The organism is Flavobacterium seoulense, from assembly GCF_000695795.1.
GTDB classification, from domain to species: domain Bacteria; phylum Bacteroidota; class Bacteroidia; order Flavobacteriales; family Flavobacteriaceae; genus Flavobacterium; species Flavobacterium seoulense.
On sequence record NZ_JNCA01000023.1, the window covers coordinates 1 to 19476 of the forward strand.

13 protein-coding genes are annotated in these 19476 nt (G+C 33.5%); all 13 read left to right on the forward strand.

Translation table 11 applies throughout. The features are described 5' to 3' along the window. Window positions 1-113: 113 nt before the first annotated feature. Window positions 114-947: a sialate O-acetylesterase gene (locus FEM21_RS12240; protein WP_035660706.1), complete on the forward strand. Its 834-nt coding sequence runs from the start codon at window positions 114-116 to the stop codon at window positions 945-947. A 67-nt stretch (window positions 948-1014) separates the two neighbouring features. Beyond that, the gene (locus tag FEM21_RS12245) at window positions 1015-2952 is read left to right on the forward strand and encodes a glycoside hydrolase family 97 protein (RefSeq protein WP_201448295.1); all 1938 of its coding nucleotides are present in this window, start codon (window positions 1015-1017) and stop codon (window positions 2950-2952) included. Between the two features lie 23 nt (window positions 2953-2975). After that, a complete protein-coding gene (locus FEM21_RS12250; RefSeq protein WP_035660708.1) occupies window positions 2976-5570 on the forward strand; it encodes a glycoside hydrolase family 31 protein in 2595 nt (864 codons plus the stop codon). A 79-nt stretch (window positions 5571-5649) separates the two neighbouring features. Further along, window positions 5650-6609 (forward strand): glycoside hydrolase family 43 protein, encoded by a 960-nt coding sequence (locus FEM21_RS12255; protein WP_081824699.1) that lies wholly within the window; start codon window positions 5650-5652, stop codon window positions 6607-6609. A 25-nt stretch (window positions 6610-6634) separates the two neighbouring features. Continuing rightward, entirely contained in the window at window positions 6635-8188 is a 1554-nt protein-coding gene (locus FEM21_RS12260) for a glycoside hydrolase family 43 protein (protein WP_035660709.1), read from the forward strand. Window positions 8189-8264: 76 nt separating this feature from the next. After that, window positions 8265-9506 (forward strand): glycosyl hydrolase family 8, encoded by a 1242-nt coding sequence (locus tag FEM21_RS12265; protein ID WP_051627589.1) that lies wholly within the window; start codon window positions 8265-8267, stop codon window positions 9504-9506. 29 nt (window positions 9507-9535) lie between these two features. Further along, window positions 9536-10651 (forward strand): alpha/beta hydrolase-fold protein, encoded by a 1116-nt coding sequence (locus FEM21_RS12270; protein WP_035660711.1) that lies wholly within the window; start codon window positions 9536-9538, stop codon window positions 10649-10651. Window positions 10652-10662: 11 nt separating this feature from the next. After that, window positions 10663-11817: an alpha/beta hydrolase-fold protein gene (locus tag FEM21_RS12275; RefSeq protein WP_035660712.1), complete on the forward strand. Its 1155-nt coding sequence runs from the start codon at window positions 10663-10665 to the stop codon at window positions 11815-11817. 33 nt (window positions 11818-11850) lie between these two features. Then, window positions 11851-12744: an alpha/beta hydrolase gene (locus FEM21_RS12280; protein ID WP_035660713.1), complete on the forward strand. Its 894-nt coding sequence runs from the start codon at window positions 11851-11853 to the stop codon at window positions 12742-12744. A gap of 61 nt (window positions 12745-12805) precedes the next feature. Further along, window positions 12806-14152 (forward strand): glycoside hydrolase family 43 protein, encoded by a 1347-nt coding sequence (locus FEM21_RS12285; RefSeq protein ID WP_081824700.1) that lies wholly within the window; start codon window positions 12806-12808, stop codon window positions 14150-14152. Between the two features lie 6 nt (window positions 14153-14158). Continuing rightward, window positions 14159-16093 carry a glycoside hydrolase family 97 protein gene (locus FEM21_RS12290; RefSeq protein ID WP_035660714.1) on the forward strand — a complete coding sequence of 645 codons (1935 nt, stop codon included), beginning with the start codon at window positions 14159-14161 and terminating at the stop codon, window positions 16091-16093. Window positions 16094-16096: 3 nt separating this feature from the next. Continuing rightward, window positions 16097-17458 (forward strand): glycoside hydrolase family 43 protein, encoded by a 1362-nt coding sequence (locus tag FEM21_RS12295; RefSeq protein WP_035660715.1) that lies wholly within the window; start codon window positions 16097-16099, stop codon window positions 17456-17458. A gap of 136 nt (window positions 17459-17594) precedes the next feature. Next, window positions 17595-19334, forward strand: coding sequence for a glycoside hydrolase family 43 protein (locus tag FEM21_RS12300; RefSeq protein WP_035660716.1), 1740 nt, complete (start codon window positions 17595-17597; stop codon window positions 19332-19334). Window positions 19335-19476: the final 142 nt, after the last annotated feature.

Genomic DNA, 19476 nt, shown 5'->3' on the forward strand with positions numbered 1-19476 from the left:
TTTTTTTAATTATTATTTTAAGTGTGTTTTGGACACATTTAAAAATTGATTTATTTTTTGATATAATTATTTGAATGTATAAAATAATTTATAAAATCTAAAATAGAACTGAAATGAAAAAAAAATTAAATCTACTTTTTGCAGTCTCACTATTATTTTTTGGTACAAATACATTTGCACAAAATCCTAAATTCCATATCTATCTTTGTTTAGGACAATCTAATATGGAAGGAAGTGCTAAAATTGAACCTCAGGATACAGTAGTAAACAAACGCTTTCAGGTTTTAGAGGCTGTAGATTGCGATAATTTGAATAGAAAAAAAGGACAATGGTATACTGCAGTTCCGCCTTTGAGTCGTTGTAATACAGGACTTACCCCAGCAGATTATTTTGGAAGAGAAATGATTGCTAATCTTCCGCAAGATGTAAAAGTTGGAGTTATTAATGTAGCTGTGGGAGGATGTAAAATTGAACTTTTTGACAAAGATAATTATGAAGCTTACGTGAGCACAGCACCACAATGGTTGAAATCAACTGTGTCACAATATGATGGAAATCCGTATTCCAGATTGGTAGAAATGGCTAAAATTGCTCAGAAAGACGGAGTAATAAAAGGAATATTATTACATCAGGGAGAATCGAATACAAATGATACGCTTTGGACAAAAAAGGTAAAAGTAGTATATGATAATTTATTGAAGGATTTAAATCTTAAAGCAGAATCTACACCTTTATTGGCTGGAGAAGTGGTTCATGCAGACCAAAATGGAGTATGTGCAAGTATGAACAAAATTATTGCAACTTTGCCACAAACAATCAAAAATTCCTATGTAATTTCTTCTAGCGGATGTCCAGATGCTGCAGATAATCTTCATTTTACTGCCGAAGGATATAGAATGTTAGGGAGACGATATGCTTCAAAGATGCTTGAGGTATTAAAGAAATAAATAATAAATTTCGCTTTCTTGCCAACAAATATTCGATTTCCTATTAAAAAATGAATCATTTAAAATCATGAAGTTAAAAAATATTTTAGTGTGTTTTATTGTACTTAGCTTTTGTCAGGCTTGGTCTCAACAAATAGTATTACAGTCTCCCAATAAAAAAAATGTGGTAGCCTTGTATACTATGGATTCAAATAATAAAGGAGAATGGTATTTGAAAGTATCTTATCAAACCGATAAAAATACAGCTGAAATACTTCCAAAGGTGAATTTAGGAATATCAAGGAATGATCAGGATTTTTCAAAAGAACTCCTTTTTTTAAAAGCAACGAAACCAAAATTAATAAAAGAACATTATGAACTTCCATTTGGTAAAAAGTTAGTGCGTGATAATGAAGCGAATGAAGTAGTTATTTCGTTTGAGAATCCTGGTAAAGCCAAATTAAATCTAATTATAAGAGCTTATAATGATGGAATTACATTTCGATATGAATTTCCTGAAAAAAAAGGTTCTTATGTTGTTAATGATGAATTAACGGCTTACCAAATACCAAAAGAAAGTAAACGATGGTTAGAGAAATGGAATCCGGCCAATGAGGGTTTATATACTGAGTCAAGTGAAGATAAAATAATTCAACAAGAGTGGTGTTATCCGGCATTATTTAACTCTTCGGATAAATCATGCTGGTTTCTTTTACATGAGGCCGATTTAGACCGTAATTATTGTGGAACAAAATTGAGTAATACAAAAGAGATCAATACTTACAAACTTACTTTTCCTGATCCTAAAGATGGTAGAAGTACTGGTGAATCAAAACCAAGTATCTCACTACCATGGCAATCGCCTTGGAGGGTAATAAGTATGGGGAGTGTGTCTGATATTGTTGAGAGTACATTGGTGGAAGACGTGTCAACTCCAACTCGTTTTAAAACTACTGACTGGGTTAAGCCAGGTAAAGTATCCTGGAATTACTGGTCTAGTAATCATGGGACTAAAGATTACAAAACAGTATGTGATTTTGCTGATTTAGCAGTAAAAATGAATTGGCCTTATACACTTTTAGACTGGGAATGGGATGCTATGAGTAATGGTGGAAATCTGGAAGATGCCTTAAAGTATATCCATTCAAAAGGAATAAAACCATTAATGTGGTATAATTCAGGAGGAAATCATACCTGGGTTTCTTCTACTCCAAAAGATAGAATGCTTACTCATGAAAATAGAATAGAAGAATTTACTAGACTTAAAAAATTAGGTGTAGTTGGAGTTAAAATTGACTTTTTCGAAAGTGAAAAACAAAATATGATACAATATTATCTTGATATTTTAGAAGATGCTGCTCAATTTAATATGATGGTATATTTTCATGGCTGTATTGTACCGCGTGGCTGGTCACGCACTTATCCTAATCTAATGACTTATGAGGGAGTTCGTGGTGCAGAATGGTATAATAATGTTCCAGAATTTACTAATACAGCACCAGAGCATAATACAATTTTACCTTTTACCCGAAACGTAGTAGGTGCAATGGATTATACTCCTGTTACTTTTACTAATTCTCAATATCCACATATTACTTCTTACGGACATGAGTTGGCTCTTTCAGTACTATTTGAATCTCCTTTGCAACATTTAGCAGACAGACCAGAAGGTTATTATGAATTACCGGATGAAGCTAAAACTTTTTTGAAAGAAGTACCCACAGTATGGGATGATACAAAGCTTCTTGATGGTTATCCAGGTCAGGAAGTAACTATGGCACGTCAAAAAGGAGATACTTGGTACATTGGAGGGATTAGTGCATCTGAGCGTAAAGAAATAAACAAAAAGATCAAGTTAGAATTTTTAAAAGAAGGAATAAATTATCGTGCAGTTATCATCGCTGATGGTAAACATGATAAGGTTTTTTCTTCACAGGTTATGGCAGTGAATAAAAATTCAACTATTGAAATAAAATTACTTCGTAGAGGAGGTTTTGCAGTTTCTTTAATTCCAATGGAAAAATAGTTCCTAATTTTAAAAGCATTAATATGCAAAGATTCGTTTACATTTTATTTTTAGGTTTGCTGAGTACTTCAATTATTGCACAGAAGTATAAAAAATATGTTTTTACAAAAGACAAATTAGCTATCGATTTATCAGAAGGAGTGCTAAGCATAATTCCTCTTACGGACAAATCAATACGGGTACTATATCAAATTGGAAATGTAAAAGAAGCCCAAGAATTCGTTTTGATTAATAAACCGACTGTACTTAGTTTTTCATTGAAAGAAACTGTAAACAGCTTAAAACTTAGTACAAAAGCAATAACAGTTACGTTTGATAAAAATACAGGAGTGCTTCAGTATAGAGATAAATCAGGAAAATTATTTCTTAGTGAAAAAGCAAATACCCGATTAATGAAACCCAGTACTATTATGGGAGAACCTTGTTTTGTAGCTGAACAGGGTTTTGAATCTCCTCAGGATGAATACTTGTTTGGGTTAGGACAGTTTCAGGATGGTTTTTATAATTTAAAAAATACAACTCGAAAATTAATTCAGGTTAATACACAAATTGCAATTCCGTTTTTAGTGTCTAACAAAGGATACGGATTGTTGTGGCACCAGTATGGTTTGACTTATTTTAATCCAAGCAATCAAAATATTTCTTTGGTTAAGAATTCCGTAAACGAAGGAGAAAAGCGAGAAGTGGAAGTGACAACCACTTCGGGTACGCAAAAAGTATCACAACAACAATCAGTTTATTCGGGTAGTTTTTCAGTAGCTAAAGATGGGGAATATTCATTGATGCTGGACCTTGGAGATATGGACAGTCGCCATTTAGTATTGATTGATGGTATCGATGTGATTAATCAATCTAATTTATGGCTGCCTCCGGCGGTAAGTAAATTAGTTCAGTTAAAAGCAGGAGAACATACGGTAAAAGTAGTTTGTAAATCAAGTAATACACCTTCTCTTAGTTTAAAACTTTCTAATGATGAAACCGTTTTTAATTCTCCAAATGCTAAATCACTGGATTATGTAGTTTTTGCAGGCAATGATACCGATGAAATTATAGCTAATTACCGAAACTTAACGGGTAACATACCTATGTTGCCTAAATGGGCATTTGGGTTTTGGCAATGCCGTGAGCGATATACTTCTGGGGAACATTTAGTTAATACAATTAAAGAATTTAGAAAACGAAATTTGCCTGTGGATGTAATTGTACAAGACTGGCAGTATTGGGGCAAGTACGGTTGGGGAGTACCAAAATTTGATGAAACGCATTATCCAGAACCAGAAAAATTCATCAAAGAAATTCATGACTTGAATGCTCATTTTTCGGTTTCTGTTTGGGAAAATCTAAATAAAGAATCTGAAATTGGTAAGGAATATGTATCGAAAAATCTATTTATTCCTAATAGTCCATGGATTGATATTTACAATCCAGAAACTCAAAAAACGCATTGGAATGCACTGAATAAAAATTTATTTACTCTTGGAGTAGATTCCTGGTGGATGGATGCAACTGAACCTGAAAATGATGCTTTAAAAGGAAAACAAACTTATTTTGGATTAGGTGATTTTTATCGTTTGACTTATCCATTATTTGTTAGTAAAGCCGTTTATGAAGGACAAAGAAATACGAATCCTGAAAAAAGAGTAGCCATTCTTACCCGTTCTGCTTTTTTAGGACAGCAACGTTATGCTACGATTAATTGGTCGGGTGATATAGGTTGGGACTGGGATACATACAAACGCCAGATAGTAGCAGGATTAAATTATAATCTTACAGGAATGCCTTATTGGACTACTGACATTGGTGGGTTTTTCCGTCCGGGATCAGGACAATATAGAGATGAAAAGTATCACGAAATACTAACTCGTTGGTTTCAATGGGCAGTTTTCAATCCCATATTCCGTATGCATGGATATCAAACAGAAACTGAACCTTGGAAATATGGAGAAAAAGTAGAGAATAATATGCGTGCTATGATGAATCTTAGATACCAATTGTTGCCTTATATCTATTCAGAAGCCTGGCAAATTTCTAAGAATAATTCCACTTTAATGCGACCATTAATTATGGATTTCAATAAGGACGCAACTGCTGTAAGTCAAGCCTATCAATATATGTTTGGAAAAGCATTTTTGATTGCTCCGGTAACAGCTGCTAATGTTACGGAATGGAATGTTTATTTGCCAAAACAAAACGCATGGTTTGATTTCTGGACAGGTAAACGATTTGAAGGAGGACAAACTATAGCTACGGCAGCTCCATTAGATAAAATTCCGGTTTTTGTAAAAGAAGGTTCAATTATACCTATGGGAAATGTAATTCAGAGTACTCAAGCTAAGCAAGATGAACTAGAAATTCGTGTCTATACAGGTAAAAATGCCACGTTTACACTTTACAATGATGAAGGAGACAATTACAATTATGAAAAAGGAAAATATAGTGAAATTGCTATTATTTGGAACGAAAAAAATCAAACCCTAACTCTGGCAAATCAAATAGGAAATTATAAAGATCAAACAACTACTTACACAATGAATATTAAATTGATATCAGGGAAAGAAAATGATAGTGTAGTAAAAACAATAAAATATACAGGTAAGAAAGTAGTGGTAAAAAAATAAATAAACTGAATTTGAAATGAAATAAAAGAGATAATACTATTATCCAAGAATTAAAATAACCAACCAAAAAACTATAAATATGAAATTGAATACCAAGATTCTATTAGCATTTTGTTGTTTGTCGATGATTGAAATTACAGCACAAAATCCCATTATAAAACACATTTTTACTGCTGATCCTTCGCCTATTGTACATAAAGACACTCTGTTTTTATATACAGGTCATGATGTTGCTACAGAAGCAGATACTAATTATAAAATGGCCGATTGGCATGTGTTTTCTACAACCGATATGGCAACCTGGAAAGACCACGGTGCACCACTTTCGCCGAGTACTTTTTCATGGGCTACGGGTGATGCCTATGCAGCACAATGTATCGAGAGAAACGGCAAATTTTACTGGTTTGTTTCTACATTTCATAAAAAAGATGATGTTAGTGGAGGCGGAGCAGCTATAGGAGTTGCTGTTTCAGATAATCCTACAGGTCCTTTTAAAGACGCTATTGGTAAAGCTCTTGTGATTAACGAAATGACTAAAGATTTACCTCATGCCTGGGATGATATTGATCCTACCGTATTTGTGGATGATGATGGACAAGCCTACATGTTTTGGGGTAATGGAAGTTGTAAATGGGTGAAGTTGAAAGAAAACATGATAGAAATCGACGGACCTATTACTACTTTTAAACCTAAAAATTATATCGAAGGTCCTTGGGTATATAAAAGGAAAGGTCTCTATTATTTAGTTTATGCCAGTGTAGGAACTAAACCAGAAATGATAGAATATTGTACAGCTACAAATCCAACTGGACCATGGACATACCAAGGCATTATTCAGGAAAATGTACCTGGCAGTTTTACTACACATCCGGGGATTATTGATTATAAAGGGAAATCATACTTCTTTTACCATAACGGAACTTTGCCTACAGGTGGTAGTTACAGACGTTCTGTTTGTGTAGATTATATGTATTATAATGAGGATGGAACTATTCAAAAAATAGTACAAACCACTCAAGGTGTAAGCAAAATCGAATAAATGATCTTTTAAAATCTAAAATAGAATGAAAAATAAAATTAGTATCGTTTGTGTCTGTTTAATTTTAGTTATGCAAACGGCATTTTCTCAGGAGAAGAAAGCTCATAACCCTTTAATTTTCTCAGATGTTCCAGACATTGCTGTTATAAGGGTTGGCAAAAACTATTATATGAGCAGTACTACAATGCATATGAGTCCGGGATTGCCTATTATGAAATCTTCAGATCTTGTAAACTGGAAAACTATTAATTATGCCTATGATACATTGGCAGATATGCCAGAATTGAATCTGACTGAAGGTAAAAGTACTTACGGAAGAGGATCTTGGGCAAGCAGCTTACGTTATCATAAAGGCACTTATTATGTAACGACTTTTGCTCAAACTACCGGAGAAACCTATATTTTTAAAACTAAAGATATTGAAAAAGGAAACTGGGAAAGAGTTTCATTTAAACCTTCTTTTCATGATCACACTTTGTTTTTTGACGAAGATGGAAAAACGTATTTAATATATGGCAACGGAAAATTGAAAATCGTAGAACTTAATGATGATTTAACTGGAGTGAAACCAGGAACTGAGAGAGTTCTTATTGAGAATGCAACTGCTCCTGCAGGAGAAAAAATAGGATTGCCTTCAGAAGGGTCTCAATTATTGAAAGTAAATGGTAAATATTATTTGTTTAATATTTGCTGGCCTAGCGGAGGAATGCGTACAGTAGTTATTCATAGAGCAGATAATATCAATGGTCCGTGGGAAGGAAAAGTAGGTTTTCAGGATTTAGGAGTGGCTCAGGGAGGACTTATTGATACACCTGATGGACGCTGGTTCTCTTATCTTTTCCGTGACTATGGGGCTGTAGGTAGAATTCCTTATTTAGTTCCTGTAAAATGGGAAAATGGCTGGCCAGTATTAGGTGAAAACGGTAAAGTTCCTGAGACTTTAGATTTACCAGCTAATAAAAGTTTAATTCCAAATTTAGTTGATTCTGACGAGTTTAATAGAAAAAAAGGTGAACCAGCACTACCGTTAACATGGCAATGGAATCATAATCCAGATAATTCTCTTTGGTCAATAAATGACAGAAAAGGATACTTACGTCTTAAAACAGGTAGAATTGATACTGATTTTCTTTTAGCAAGAAATACATTAACACAACGTACTATTGGCCCAACAAGTACGGCTTCGACTTTATTAGATGTTTCTAAAATGAAAGAAGGTGATTTTGCAGGATTAAGCGCTTTACAAAAAGATTACGGATTAGTAGGTGTAAAAATTGAAAATGGTCAAAAATCAATACTGATGATTGGCGCAAATAAGGGAAAATCAACTGAAGAGCAACGCATTGATTTAAAGCAAAATCAGGTTTATTTAAAGATTGCTTGTGATTTTACTAACAAAAAAGATGAAGCTAATTTCTACTATAGTTTAGATGGTAAAAAATGGGAAGTTATTGGTAAAACTTTAAAAATGACCTACACAATTCCTCATTTTATGGGTTACCGTTTTGGATTGTTTAATTATGCGACAAAAGAAGTGGGAGGATATGCTGATTTTGATTGGTTCAGAATTAATTATTAAGCTAAAAAACAGACCTGTTGTGAATATAAATAAAATATACAAAAAGTCTTGTTTTAGTTTGATCCAAATTTTTGTAATGGCTGCTATTCTATTAGTTCCGATTTTGACTATGGGTCAAAATAAAAAGAGAATGGATAAATCAGAATTCAAAGCTCCCAAATATCGCAACCTTTTTAAAGAAGTGGGATATAGTCAGGTTGAAATCGATACGAAATTAGCTAAAGCATATTATGATATTTTTGAGGGACCCAATCGTGTGTATTTTGAAGAAGGAGATTCCTTAGGATATGTTTCTGATATCAAAAATAAAGATGCCCGTACCGAAGGAATGTCTTATGGTATGATGGTAGCGGTACAATTAAATAAAAAAGAGGTGTTTGATCGTCTTTGGCGTTGGTCTGTAAAATATATGCAACACCAAACAGGACCAAGAGAAGCATATTTTGCGTGGAGCGTAAATCCTCATACAAAAAAGCAAAATTCAGCAGGATCCGCTTCTGATGGAGAACTTTATTATATAACGAGTTTACTTTTCGCTTCAAATAAATGGGGAAACGATACAGGTATAAATTATTACAAGGAAGCCCGCAGGATATTAGATGCGATGTGGAAAAAAGATGGAACTGGGAATATCTATAATTTAATTAATACTGAGCACAAACAAATCACTTTTGTTCCTGAAGGAGGAAGTTACAATTGGACAGACCCTTCTTATCATGTACCTGCTTTTTATGAAGTATGGGCTTTGTATGCCAAAGATGGTCACGAACAGTTTTATAAAGAATGCGCTGATGTTTCCAGGGAATTTTTACACAGAGCCTGTCATCCTATAACAGGATTAAATGCTGATTATACTGAGTTTAGTGGCGCACCGCATTCTACAAGTTGGATGCCTGCAGCTTTTCGTTATGATTCTTGGCGTGTTCCTATGAATATAGCAATGGATTATACCTGGTATGGAAAAGATAAAAAATGGCAGGAAGATTATACCAAGAGATTTCAAAGTTTTTTAAGATCCAAAGGGATGGAAACTTATGTGGATCAGTACAATTTAGACGGATCTACACCTGATTTCATTCTTCAGGCAGGTCCGGTTAAAAAATTAAGACATTCTATAGGATTAGTATCTACAGCAGCAACAGCTTCATTAGTTAACAACGATAAAGCAAGTGTAGATTTTGTTCATGCTATTTGGAAAGCAAAATTAGAACCTTATGATGATGGTTATTTTGATCCTTATTATGATGGTTTGATGTATTTGTTTAGTTTAATGCACCTTAGTGGTAAATATCAAATTATTATTCCTCAAACTAATTAATTGTTTTTTAATTATAAAATTTTAGTCAAATGAGACACCAATATTTAGTAATTATTTTATCAGCAATAGTATTCTCATCTGGAGTTTGTTCAGGACAAACCATTGTAGAAGATTTTAAGCCTTCCACAGTCAATCAGCCTGGACAGGAATATCCACAAGTTAATTCTCAGGGATACGCACGATTCAAAATTTTAGCTCCAGAAGCACAATCGGTTGTGGTAAGTCTTGGTTTAGGAGGAGCAAAAGGAGGAACTACTCTTACCAAAGGAGAGAAGGGGTTTTGGACAGGAACTACAGCAGGACCTATGGATGAAGGATTTCACTATTATCATGTAACGGTAGATGGAGGCATTTTTAATGATCCAGGAGCTTTGAATTTTTATGGTTCTACCCGTTGGGAAAGCGGAATTGAAATTCCAGCTCATGATCAGGATTTTTATGCTTTAAAAAACGTTCCTCATGGAAATGTTCAGCAAATTCTTTTTCCTTCAAAAAGTACTAATATTTTACGTCGTGCGTATGTCTACACACCACCAAGTTATTCTAAAGAACAGTCAAAACATTTTCCTGTTTTGTATTTGCAGCATGGTTGGGGTGAAGATGAAACAGCCTGGAGTAATCAGGGACGTGTTAATTTAATCATGGATAATTTAATTGCTGAAGGTAAAATAAAACCATTTATAATAGTAATGACTTACGGAATGACTAATGAAGCTAAATTTGGTACTATAGCAAGTTTTAAAATAGAACCATTTCAAACCGTTCTTATAGATGAATTAATTCCTTATGTCGATTCTAATTTTAGAACTATTGCTAATCAGTCTCAACGTGCAATGGCAGGTCTATCTATGGGAGGAATGGAAACCCATACTATAACGCTTAATAAGCCTCATATTTTCTCTCACTTCGCATTGCTTAGCGGAGGCATTTATAAACCAGAAGAGATTAAAGATAAATCTAAAACGAAACTTATTTTTATAAGTTGTGGTAGTAAAGAAAATCCGGATCGTGTAAAAAATGCAGTTACAAGCCTAAAAGAAGCAGGTTTTAATGCAGTTTCTTATGTTTCAGAAGGAACAGGGCATGAATTTCAAACCTGGCGTCGTAGTTTTAAAGAATTAGCACCATTACTTTTTAAGGATTAAAAAAGATTTTTATGAATTTCAAATCTATTCTTTTTTCGGTTAATGTTTTAGCTTCAATCATTTGTACCGCTCAAACAAACCAAATTAAAGTTATAGAAGATTTTAAACCGTCTTCTGTAAATCAACAAGGGAAGCTATATCCACAAGTCAATTCTGAGAGACGGGTGAGAGCAAGTATTCTTGCTCCTCAGGCTAATAAGGTGCAGCTTGATTTGGGTGGTATAAAATATGACATGGTTAAAGATGAAAAAGGGATCTGGACAGGCGTATCTGAACCTCAGGATGAGGGATTCCATTATTATCAACTCAATATTGACGGAGCATCAGTTCCTGATCCTGGAACAGTATATTTCTATGGTGCTGGAAGATTAGGAAGTGCAATAGAAATTCCAGCTGCTGATCAGGAGTTTTTTGCTATTAGAGATGTTCCACATGGACTTGTTAGCGAAAATATTTATTTTTCTAAGTTAACAAATTCGTTTAGACGCTGTTTTGTTTATACGCCTGCCAATTATAATGAAGATTCAAAAACTCGTTTTCCTGTACTTTATTTACAACACGGAAGTTTTGAGGACGAAACAGGATGGGCAGTCCAAGGAAAAGCCAATTTAATATTAGATAATTTAATTGCTTCAAAAAAATCTGTTCCTATGATTATAGTGATGGATAATGGCTACGCGTATAAACCTCAAAGTAATGATTCTCGTCAGGAGTCAGTATTTGAGGAAGTAGTAATACAGGAAATAATACCCATGATTGATACCAAGTTTCGTACCATTGCAAACCGTGAAAACAGAGCAATTGCAGGACTTTCGATGGGAGCTAATCAAACGATGAGAATCATGATGAATAATCTGGATATTTTTTCTCATTATGGAGGATTCAGCGGAACTTCAAACTATCCGAGTGCAGATGCCATTGACGTGAACAGTTTTTTAGATGGAAAATTTAAAGATGGTGAAACAATTAATAAAAAAATAAAACTTTTTTGGCTGGGATTAGGAACCAAAGAGCCTAGTCCATTTCCGGGATCTGTGCGAGCATTTCGAAAAATGTTAGAAAAACAAAGTATAAAATATGTGTATTATGAATCTCCTGAAACAGCTCATGAATGGTTAACCTGGAGAAGATGCTTAAATCAATTTGCATCTAAAATATTTAAATAAAAAACAATAATCAATCAACCTAAAAATAAAATAATGAAAAAAAAAGTTACTACAGCAGTAATGGTTTTTATGTGTAATTTAGTAATTGTTGCACAAAAAATTGAAAAAGAAGGTCCAAAAGGATTTGATCAGGAAAGAGCAGCGATTGCTCATGGAAAAATTGATACTATTTCATATACATCAAAAACAGTAGGAACTACCAGAAAAGCTTTAGTTTACACTACACCGGGATTTTCAAAAGACAAAAAATATCCTGTACTTTATTTACTGCATGGTATTGGTGGTGATGAAAAAGAATGGTTAAAGGGAGGAACTCCACAAATAATTTTGGATAATTTATTTGCTGAAGGAAAAATTAAACCAATGATAGTGGTGTTGCCAAACGGACGCGCTATTAAAGATGACCGTGCTACAGGAAATATTATGGCTCCAGATAAGGTTCAGGGTTTTGCCACTTTTGAAAGAGATCTTTTAGACGATTTAATTCCTTTTATCGAAAAAACATATCCAACTCTGACTGACAGAGAGCATCGTGCTATTGCCGGACTTTCAATGGGAGGTGGTCAATCACTTAATTTTGGTTTAGGGAATTTAGACAAATTTGCCTGGGTTGCTGGTTTTTCATCTGCGCCAAATACCAAATTACCAGAAGTTTTAGTGCCAAATCCAGAAGAAGCAAAGAAAAAAATAAAATTGCTTTGGATTTCCTGTGGAGACAAAGATGGCTTAATAACTTACAGTAAACGTACACACGATTATTTACTTCAAAACAATGTACCGCATGTGTATTATTTGGAACCAGGCGGACATGATTTTAAAGTTTGGAAAAATGGTTTGTATATGTTCTCTCAGTTTTTGTTTAAACCAGTTGATGTTTCGTCATTGGGGCAATACACTATTTTAAATAATACTTCGACTGGGAAATAATTACAAATTAACTATCAGCTTAAAATTCAAAAAATATATTATTAACATATTTAAAAAAGTTATGACTAATTATTCAAAATTTTATAATACAAAAACATTGTTAGCTTTGGGAGTATTTTTTCTTTTAAACCTTTCAACAATAAAAGCTCAAAATCCAATAATTCAAACAAAATATACTGCGGACCCTGCACCAATGGTACACAATGATACTATATTTCTTTATACATCGCATGATGAAGATGATGCTAAGGGCTTTAAAATGTTAGATTGGTTGCTTTATACATCAACCGATATGGTGAATTGGACGGAACATGGAGCAGTTGCATCTTTAAAAGATTTTAAATGGGCTAAGCAGGATAATGGAGCTTGGGCAGTACAGTGTATTGAGCGTAATGGTAAATTTTATTTATATTGTCCTATGCACGGTGGGGGTATAGGAGTTTTAGTTTCAGATAGTCCTTACGGTCCATTTAAAGATCCTCTAGGTAAGAGACTAGTTTATTCCGATCATAACATTTGGGACGATATAGATCCAAGTCCTTTTATTGATGATGATGGTCAGGCCTATTTGTATTGGGGAAATCCACATTTGTATTATGTGAAACTAAATGAGGATATGATTTCTACTTCAGGCGAAGTTGTAAAAGTGGATTCAAAGCCCAAAAACTATCAGGAAGGACCTTGGGTTTGGAAAAGAAAAAATCATTATTATTTGTCTTATGCTTCTACCTGTTGCCCAGAAGGAATTGGTTATGCTATGAGTAATTCAGCTACAGGACCTTGGGAATACAAAGGAATGATTATAGATGCGAGTGAAAAGACAAGAGGAAATCATCCCGGAATTATTGACTACAAGGGTAAATCCTATGTTTTTGGACATACTTATGATTTGCTTAAAAGTGAAACTTCTACATTTTATGAAAGGCGTTCTGTAGATGCTGAAACGATGGTGTATAACGAAGACGGAACAATACAAAACTACAGTTATTTTACAAAAGAAGGACCAGAACAGATAGAAACTTTAAATCCCTTTAGACGTATAGAAGCAGAAACGATGGCTTGGAGTAAAGGTGTTAAAGCTGATAAAAATAAAGAATCGGGAGTGTATATAACTCAAATTCATAATGGTGATTTTATTCAGCTTAGAGGAGTTGATTTTGCAAAAGGCGCTAAAAAAATAGATCTTATAGCAGCCTCTTTAAATGGAGGAACAATTGAAATACGTTTGGATACTGTTGACGGTGCTATTATTGGTACTAGTAAAATAGAAAATACGGGTGGATGGCAAAATTGGAAAACATTTAAAACTAAAGTAAAAAAAGTAAATGGTGTACATGATTTGTTTTTTGTTTTTAAAGGAGAACAAGGAGAGTTATTCAATTTTGATGCGTGGAAATTCAGTAAATAAATAGAAATGAGAAAAATAATTTTTTTATGCTGCTTTATAATTTTCTCAGCAGCTTATTCACAAGATAACATGTCGGTTTCTAGCCCTGATGGAAACTTAAAACTAAATGTATTAGTTAAAAATGGCACAGCTTCTTATTCGGTAATTTATAAAGGTGGAATTGTATTAGAAGATTCTCCGCTTGGGTTAATTGCTAATGCAGCTGATTTTGCTACTAATATAAAATTTGTAAATTCTACATCCGCTAAAATAGAGGAAACTTACCATCAGACTAAAATTAAACAGTCTCAGGTAAACTATAATGCTAATATTTTAAACTGCGTATTTTCTAATGCTAAAGAACAAAAAATAACTGTTTTGTTTCAGGTAAGTAATAATAATATAGCATTTCGATACGAACTTCCGGCATTAGGAGATACAAAAGTTTGTGTCATTTCAGAAGAAAAAACAGGGTTTAAATTTCCAGCATCTACAACAACATTTCTTTCTCCTATGATGCGATCAATGACGGGATTTGCCCGTACGGCACCAAGTTATGAAAGCGGTTATGAAGCTGATGCACCAATGAGTAAAACTACTTCTTCTGAAGGGTATGTTTTTCCTGGGCTTTTTAATTTAGGCAATAAAGCCTGGGTTTTGTTATCCGAAACTGGTGTTGGAGGTTCTTACACAGCATCACATTTAAGTTCTTATAAAAATGGATTATATACTGTTGAATATCCAAATGTTAAACAGAATAATGGTTTCGGAAGTTCGTCAGCACAAATAAGTCTTCCTGGAGTAACACCGTGGCGAACAATTACTGTAGGCGAAACGCTTAAGCCTATTGTTGAAACTACTATTCCTTTTGATGTTGTTAAACCTCTTTACAAAGCTTCACAAGATTATAAAACGGGTCGCAGCAGCTGGAGCTGGATAGTTTGGCAAGACAATAGTATGAATTATGAGGATCAGGTTAAATATATTGATCTGGCTGCTGCTATGAAGTTTGAGTACATTTTGATTGATGCCTGGTGGGATGAAAGAATAGGGTATGATAAAATGAAAGAATTGATTCAATATGCCAAATCTAGAAATGTTGAGGTTTTCTTATGGTACAATTCAAATGGTTCTGCAAATGATGCTTTTCAGACTCCGCTTAATAAAATGAATACGGCTATTGCCAGAAAAAACGAAATGAAATGGCTTAAAGAAGCTGGTGTAAAAGGATTGAAAGTAGATTTCTTTGGAGGAGACAAACAAGAAACCATGAAATTGTATGAAGATATTCTTTCAGATGCTAATGACTATGGTTTAATGATTGTTTTTCATGGTGCTACCTTACCTCGCGGATGGGAAAAAATGTATCCTAATTTTATGGGAAGTGAAGCGGTATTGGCCTCAGAAATGTTGATTTTCTCGCAGGATGCACGTGATAAAGAAGCTTATTATGCATCATTACATCCATTTATTCGAAATGCAGTAGGAAGTATGGAATTTGGAGGAGTATTATTGAATAAATTTCTAAATAAAGGTAATCAAAAGGGACAAGAAAGATTAACAACAGATGGTTTTCAATTAGCAACATCTGTTTTATTTCAAAATCCGGTTCAAATGTTTGGGTTAACACCTAATAATTTGACTGATGTTCCTGCTTTTGAATTGGAATTTTTGAAAAATGTTCCAACTACATGGGATGAAACTGTTTTTATTGACGGATATCCAGGAAAATATAGTGTTGTAGCTCGTAGACATGGGCAAAAATGGTATGTTGCTGGTGTAAATGCAGAAAAGACAGCTAAAACATTGAAAATTAAACTTCCAATGTTGGCTGGTCAAAATGTTATTATTTTGAATGACAATGCTAATAGAGAAACAAACACGGCAAGTTCAAAGGTTTCTAAAAATGGAGAATTATCAATAGTAATCCAGCCTAACGGAGGATTTGTTTTAAATAATTAATAAATGAAGCAAAATCATAAAATTCTAGTAGTACTACTAATTTGTCTAAATTGTATAATAGGAATAGCTCAAAATCCTATTATACAAACCAATTATACAGCCGATCCGGCTCCTATGGTTTATAATGGTAAAGTATATTTATATACTAGTCATGATGAAGATAATTCTACCTGGTTTACTATGAACGATTGGCGATTGTATACTACTGAGGATATGGTTAACTGGACAGATCACGGAGCCGTATTGTCTTATAAAGAATTTGACTGGGCAAAAATGAATGCTTGGGCACCTCAATGTATAGAAAGAAAAGGGAAATTTTATATGTATGTACCAATTACCGATCGTCAAGGGAAAAATGGAATAGGAGTAGCCGTTGCAGATAGTCCTTATGGTCCTTTTATTGATCCTTTAGGAAAACCACTTATTTCTAATAGTAGTGCGGATATTGATCCTACAGTTTTTATTGATGATGATGATCAGGCTTATTTAACATGGGGAAATCCAGGATGTTATTATGTGAAACTAAATGAAGATATGATTTCTACAGAAGGTGAAATAAAACAAGTTCCGAATACAGTTGAAGCTTTTGGTAAACGTAGCGTTGATGATCCTAAAAGACCAACTACCTATGAAGAAGGTCCTTGGTTATACAAAAGAAAAGATTTATATTATTTACTTTTTGCAGCAGGTCCTATTTCGGAACATATAGGTTATTCTACTAGCAAAAGTCCAACAGGACCATGGAAATATCAAGGTGTTGTAATGCCTACACAAGGAGCTTCTTTTACTAATCATCCTGCATTAATTGATTTTAAAGGGAAAAGTTATTTTTTCTATCATAATGGTGCATTACCAGGAGGTGGAGGTTTTAATAGATCTGTTTGTGTAGAAGAAGTAAAGTTTAATAAAGACGGTACAATCGTACAAATGAATATGACAGAGGGAATCAAACAAAGTTTAGTTCCTTTAAATCCTTATATCAAAACAGAAGCAGAAACTATAGCATGGTCAGAAGGTGTAAAATCGTTTAAGAATAATGTAGTTGAAAATTTTATTACAGCCCAATACAATGATGCTTATACAAAAGTAAAAGAGGTGGATTTTCGTAAAGAAGGCGCTTCAAAATTTACAGCCCGATTAGGTACTACTCATAATAGTAATGTAACTATGGAAATTCGCTTAGATAGTAAAGATGGAGAATTGTTAGGAACGGTCAAAGTACCCATGACAGGAGGTGACGATAGGTGGTCAATACAAACCATTGATATTAAGAAAGTTTTTGGCATTCATGATGTCTATTTTATTTTTAAAGGAAAAGCTAAAAATGATATTATGTATTTTGACTATTGGAAAGTTTCAAAATAAATTTTTTGCAAAAAAAACAATCGGTTGTTTTAAAAAAGCTTAATTTAGGCTATGCTATTTAACAAGAGAAAATTAAATAATCTCAAAACAGAATTAAATAAATCACCAATCAATAAATAATTAAAAAATTAACCTAATGAAAAAAACGCAAGTACTACTATTATTTTTAAATATAGTTTTGTTCTCTTTTACTGAAGCTAACAGTCAAAATAAGCAAAAAAGTAATTCTCCATTGTTTTCTAATTTTACTTATCAGGGAAATGATCAGGTTTACAAAGATAATCCCCTAAAATCAGATGAGTTTTATACTCCTATTTTACAAGGATGTTATCCTGATCCGGCTATTACCAGAAAAGGAGATGACTATTATATGGTATGTTCTTCATTTGCAATGTTTCCAGGTGTGCCTATTTTTCATTCTAAAGATTTGGTCAACTGGACAGACTTAGGAGGAGTTTTAAATAATGTTGAGGAATTTAATCCTCATGATACAGGTATTAGTGCAGGTGTGTACGCTCCAGGGATAACCTATAATCCTCATAATGACACATTCTATATGATAGTAACTGCCTTTACGGGAAACATGGGGAATATCATTGTAAAAACAAAAGATCCTAAAAAAGGATGGGGAAGCCCAATTAAATTAGGTTTTGGTGGTATTGATCCTTCTATATTTTTTGACGATAATGGTAAAGGTTATATCGTTCATAATGACGCTCCCGATAAAGGAAAAGAGCTTTATAATGGACATAGAGTTATAAAAATATGGGAATACGATGTTCAAAATGATAAAGTAATTTCTGGGTCTGATAAAATTATTGTTGATGGAGGAGTGGACTTATCGAAAAAACCAATTTGGATTGAAGCTCCACATCTTTACAAAAAAGATGGTAAATATTTTTTAATGTGTGCTGAAGGTGGAACAGGAGGAAATCATAGTGAGGTGATTTTTAAAAGTGATAGTCCTAAAGGGCCATTTATTCCAGCACCAAGCAATCCAATTTTGACGCAAAGATATTTTGGAAGAGACAGAAAAAATAAAGTGGACTGGGCTGGTCATGCTGATTTAGTTAAAGGACCTGGAGACAAGTATTATGGTGTTTTCTTGGCTGTCAGACCTAACGAAAAAAACAGAGTAAATACAGGTCGTGAAACTTTTATTTTACCTGTAGACTGGTCTGGTGAATTTCCAGTATTCGAAAATGGGTTAATTCCGCTAGAACCAAAATTAAAAATGCCAAAAGGCGTTACTGAAAATAAAACAGGAAAAGACGGATTCTTCCCAAATGGTAATTTTACTTTTCAGGATAATTTTACTTCAGAAAAATTAGATAACCGTTGGATTGGTCTTAGAGGACCACGTGAAAAATTTATTACAGTTACCAAAAAAGGATTGCAAATTAATCCGTTTGATACTAATATAAAAGATTTAAAACCTACATCAACTTTATTTTATCGTCAACAACATAATAGTTTCTCATTTACTACTACTGTTGATTTCAAACCAAAATCAGATAAAGAACTGGCAGGTGTTGTAGCCTTGCAAAATGAAGGTGCTAATTATGTTTTTGGAATTACAAAAAAAGCAAATGACTATTATGTAGTATTACAAAAAAATCACAAAGCTAGAAGAGATGAGAAAACAGCTTCTACAATCATAGCAAGTACAAAAATTGATTTAAAGAAACCCCTACAATTACAAATGAAAGCCAATGGTGATGATTATACATTTAGTTATTCTACCAATGGAACTGATTTTAATAATGTAGGTGGAACAGTTTCCGGAGATATTTTATCAACAGATGTTGCTGGAGGATTTACAGGCTGTTTATTAGGATTGTATGCTACTGGCAGTAATGATGCCCAACCAGAATAAGTATAAATAATTAGCTAGTAAATTAGCTTTATCAAGTACTTACTGTAATTGACCTCTAAATCATTTGATTTAGGGGTCTTATATGCTTTTCTAATTAATTTATCCTGTCTAGTCCGAATAGGCATTAAAGTTATTTGGTGCT

What these genes read in the sequence shown, in the direction of transcription:
- FEM21_RS12265 (WP_051627589.1), top strand. Translation starts at nt 8,265, where the DNA reads ATGGCTGCTATTCTATTAGTTCCGATTTTGACTATGGGTCAAAATAAA.
- FEM21_RS12245 (WP_201448295.1), top strand. Translation starts at nt 1,015, where the DNA reads ATGAAGTTAAAAAATATTTTAGTGTGTTTTATTGTACTTAGCTTTTGT.
- FEM21_RS12285 (WP_081824700.1), top strand. Translation starts at nt 12,806, where the DNA reads ATGACTAATTATTCAAAATTTTATAATACAAAAACATTGTTAGCTTTG.
- FEM21_RS12255 (WP_081824699.1), top strand. Translation starts at nt 5,650, where the DNA reads ATGAAATTGAATACCAAGATTCTATTAGCATTTTGTTGTTTGTCGATG.
- FEM21_RS12275 (WP_035660712.1), top strand. Translation starts at nt 10,663, where the DNA reads ATGAATTTCAAATCTATTCTTTTTTCGGTTAATGTTTTAGCTTCAATC.
- FEM21_RS12270 (WP_035660711.1), top strand. Translation starts at nt 9,536, where the DNA reads ATGAGACACCAATATTTAGTAATTATTTTATCAGCAATAGTATTCTCA.
- FEM21_RS12240 (WP_035660706.1), top strand. Translation starts at nt 114, where the DNA reads ATGAAAAAAAAATTAAATCTACTTTTTGCAGTCTCACTATTATTTTTT.
- FEM21_RS12250 (WP_035660708.1), top strand. Translation starts at nt 2,976, where the DNA reads ATGCAAAGATTCGTTTACATTTTATTTTTAGGTTTGCTGAGTACTTCA.
- FEM21_RS12260 (WP_035660709.1), top strand. Translation starts at nt 6,635, where the DNA reads ATGAAAAATAAAATTAGTATCGTTTGTGTCTGTTTAATTTTAGTTATG.
- FEM21_RS12290 (WP_035660714.1), top strand. Translation starts at nt 14,159, where the DNA reads ATGAGAAAAATAATTTTTTTATGCTGCTTTATAATTTTCTCAGCAGCT.
- FEM21_RS12280 (WP_035660713.1), top strand. Translation starts at nt 11,851, where the DNA reads ATGAAAAAAAAAGTTACTACAGCAGTAATGGTTTTTATGTGTAATTTA.
- FEM21_RS12300 (WP_035660716.1), top strand. Translation starts at nt 17,595, where the DNA reads ATGAAAAAAACGCAAGTACTACTATTATTTTTAAATATAGTTTTGTTC.
- FEM21_RS12295 (WP_035660715.1), top strand. Translation starts at nt 16,097, where the DNA reads ATGAAGCAAAATCATAAAATTCTAGTAGTACTACTAATTTGTCTAAAT.